A 3,147-nucleotide genomic window follows, 5' to 3' on the forward strand; every position below is an offset into this window, starting at 1 on the left:
GCCCAGCAGCGGCAGATCCCGCAACGGCAGATCCCGCAGCAGGCCACCCAGCAGCGCCCGGCGCCCGGCTGGCCGGGACAGGGCGGTCCGGCCGGCAAGCGCCCGCCGCCCCCGCCCCGGCGCAAACGCCGCTGGCCCCGCCGACTGGCCATGTTCACGCTGATCAGCGCCATCTGCTGCTGCGGCGTACCGGCCTATCTGGCCTGGCCCGCCGCCCAGCAGTATCCGGTCTCGGCGGCCCTGCCCCAGTCGGTGGCCGACCTGGCTCTGCGCGACGACGGCGCCAGCCGGCGGGCCGTCGAGAAGCTCTCCGAGCAGCTGAACGGCACCAACCTGGTCCAGGGCGACGTCTTCGCCGGTGTCTACGCCGACGGCAACGGCAAGCGGGTGACCATGTTCGGCACGACCGGGCTGCGGCTCACCCCCGAGTCCGACGTCGAGGCCGAGATCACCCACCTGAGCAGTGAATACGCGATCAAGGACATCCAGTCCTACGACCTCGGCGAGACCGGCGTGCACGAGCGCTGCGGCGTCGGCCGCTCCGGTGGCAAGGCTGTCGTCGTGTGTGCCTGGGCCGACCACGGCAGTCTCGCCACCGTGCTGCTGACCAGGCGTTCCGTGGAGGAGAGCGCGGATCTCACGGGTGTCCTGCGGAATGCGGTGCTCACCCGCGGGTAAGAATGCGGCATGACCCGCCGCTGGCTGTTCGCGGACCAGCTCGGCCCGCACTTCCTCGACGACCCCGCCCAGCCGGTGCTGCTGGTGGAGTCCAAGGCGGTGTTCCGGCGCCGGGCGTTCCACCGGCAGAAGGCCCACCTGGTGCTGTCCGCGCTGCGGCACCGCGCGGCCGAGCTCGGTGACCAGGCCGTCTTCGCACGGGCCGAGACCTACGCCGAGGCGGTACGCGACCTCGGCGAACCACTGAGCGTCTGCCACCCGACCTCCCGCGCGGCCCGCGGGCTGGTCCAGCGGCTCGGCGCCGAGCTGCTACCGCCGCGCGGCTTCGTGACCGCTCCGCCGGAGTTCGTCGCCTGGGCCAACGGCCGGCGCGGCCTGCGGATGGAGGACTTCTACCGTGACGCCCGGCGCCGCCTGGGCATCCTCATGGACGGCACCGAGCCGGCCGGCGGCACGTGGAATCTGGACGCGGAGAACCGGGAGCCACCGCCGCGCGGCGTCACCCGGCTCGACGTCGAGGAGCCGCCGGAGATCCGCGAGGACGACATCGACGCGGCCGTCAGGGAGGACCTGGACCGCTGGGAGCGCGACGACGGCATCACTTTCATCGGCCGTGACGGTCCGCGGCTGTTCCCGGCGACCCGCGCCGAGGCGGTCGAGCGGCTGCGGCACTTCGTCGGACACCGGCTGCCGGCGTTCGGGCCGCACGAGGACGCGATGCTGGCCGGGGACCCGTTCCTGGCCCACAGCCGGCTCAGCGCCGCGTTCAACCTGGGCCTGCTGGACCCGCTGGAGGCCGTCGAGCAGGCCGAGGCCGCGTACCGGGCGGGCCGGGCCGGGCTGGCCGGCGTGGAGGGCTTCGTCCGGCAGTTGATCGGCTGGCGCGACTTCGTCTGGCACCTGTACTGGTACTTCGAGCCCGGCTACCGGCGCGCCAACGAGCTCAAGGCGAGCAGGCCGGTGCCGCGCTGGTTCGCCGAGCTGGACGCCGACGCGGTCGAGGCCCGGTGCCTGTCGGACGTGCTGGCCGGAGTCCGTGACCGTGGCTGGGTGCACCACATCCCCCGGCTGATGGTGCTCGGCAACTACGCGATGCAGCGCGGCTGGCGGCCGGGGGCGATGGCGGACTGGTTCCACCGGGCGTTCGTCGACGGCTACGAGTGGGTGATGACCGCCAACGTGGTCGGCATGAGCCAGTACGCCGACGCCGGCCGGATGAGCACCAAGCCGTACGCGGCCGGCGGGGCGTACATCAACCGGATGAGCGACTACTGCGGCGGCTGCCGGTACGACCCGAAGGTGCGCGTGGGTGACGACGCGTGCCCGTACACGGCCGGCTACTGGGCTTTCCTGGACCGCCACGAGGAGCAGCTGGCGAACAACCACCGGATGCGCCGGCCGATGCAGGGCCTGCACCGGCTGACCGACCTGGAGGCACTGGTCGAGCAGGAGCAGGCCCGTGGCTCCCGGGCCCCTTAGGAAGACTGGCGCGGGGGTGCGTACCTGGGCACGTACTCCTGGCCGGTGAGCTTCTGGATCTCGGCCATGACCTCGTCGGTCAGCGCGCGCAGCGCGGTGCGGTCGTCGCTGCGGCCGACCGTGGGGATCGGCGTGCCGAACTTGATCGTGACCTGGCCCTTGCCGGGGCGCGGGAAGCGCTGCCCGATCGGCTGCACCTTGTCCGTGCCGAGCATGCCGACCGGAATGATCGGCACCCCCGCCGCGACGGCGAGCCGGGCCACGCCCGTACGCCCGCGGTAGAGCCGGCCGTCCGGGGAGCGGGTGCCCTCGGGGTAGACCGCGACCATGTCACCGGCCTTGAGCACCGGGATCGCGCCGTCGAAGGCGGTCAGCGCGGCCCGGCCACCGCCGCGCTCGACCTTGATCGCGCCGAGGCCGTGCATCACGAACTTGGTGATGTTGCCGCCGATGCCGCCGCCGCGGAAGTACTCGGCCTTGGCCCAGAACGCTATGTGGCGGGGCACGACGGCGCCGAGGAACAGCTCGTCGGCGACGGACAGGTGGTTGCCGGCGAAGATCGCGCCGCCGGTCTTGGGGATGTTCTCGAGACCTTCGACGTGCGGCCGCCAGCCGAGCGTCATCGCGTGACCGACAGTGACTTTGCCGATCGAGTAGAGCAGCGGCAACGTGTTCCTCCGGGCGGGGACTGCGGGAGATGCGGGGGGCGATGTGAGGTTAACGGAAACAGCCCGGAAAACTCCCGTCGAGCGGCCGCTTCCCGGCTCGGCATTTACCGCGCAATGCGGCAAATGCCGAGCCAGGAGGCAGGACTCACACCGTGCGGGTGACCGACACCGTTACCGTTTCGCCGTCGCCGACCTCACCGCTGAAGCCGGTCGCGGCCTCGTCGAGGGTCAGCGCGGTGGCCAGCGTCTCGGCGGCGACGAAGTCCCGGTGGACGTCGACGGCCGCGGCGACCACTGGCGACGCCGCGATCCGCAGCGCGAT

At 72.3% G+C, this 3,147-nt stretch carries 2 protein-coding genes and 1 pseudogene; 2 read left to right on the plus strand and 1 reads right to left on the minus strand.

Going from position 1 to position 3,147, the window contains the following annotated elements; translation table 11 throughout:
- Positions 1–678: pseudogene (locus AB0C29_RS40710) on the plus strand (hypothetical protein); the annotation flags it as partial.
- 9 nt (positions 679–687) lie between these two features.
- Positions 688–2,157 carry a cryptochrome/photolyase family protein gene (locus AB0C29_RS40715; RefSeq protein ID WP_360832372.1) on the plus strand — a complete coding sequence of 490 codons (1,470 nt, stop codon included), beginning with the start codon at positions 688–690 and terminating at the stop codon, positions 2,155–2,157.
- Here the strand turns inward: AB0C29_RS40715 and AB0C29_RS40720 are convergent.
- A complete protein-coding gene (locus AB0C29_RS40720; RefSeq protein ID WP_360832375.1) occupies positions 2,154–2,825 on the minus strand; it encodes a lysophospholipid acyltransferase family protein in 672 nt (223 codons plus the stop codon). The two genes, AB0C29_RS40715 and AB0C29_RS40720, sit on opposite strands and share 4 nt — an antisense overlap.
- Between the last annotated feature and the right edge of the window lie 322 nt (positions 2,826–3,147).

The organism is Actinoplanes sp. NPDC048791 (assembly GCF_040650095.1).
In the GTDB taxonomy this organism is placed as follows: Bacteria; Actinomycetota; Actinomycetes; order Mycobacteriales; family Micromonosporaceae; genus Actinoplanes.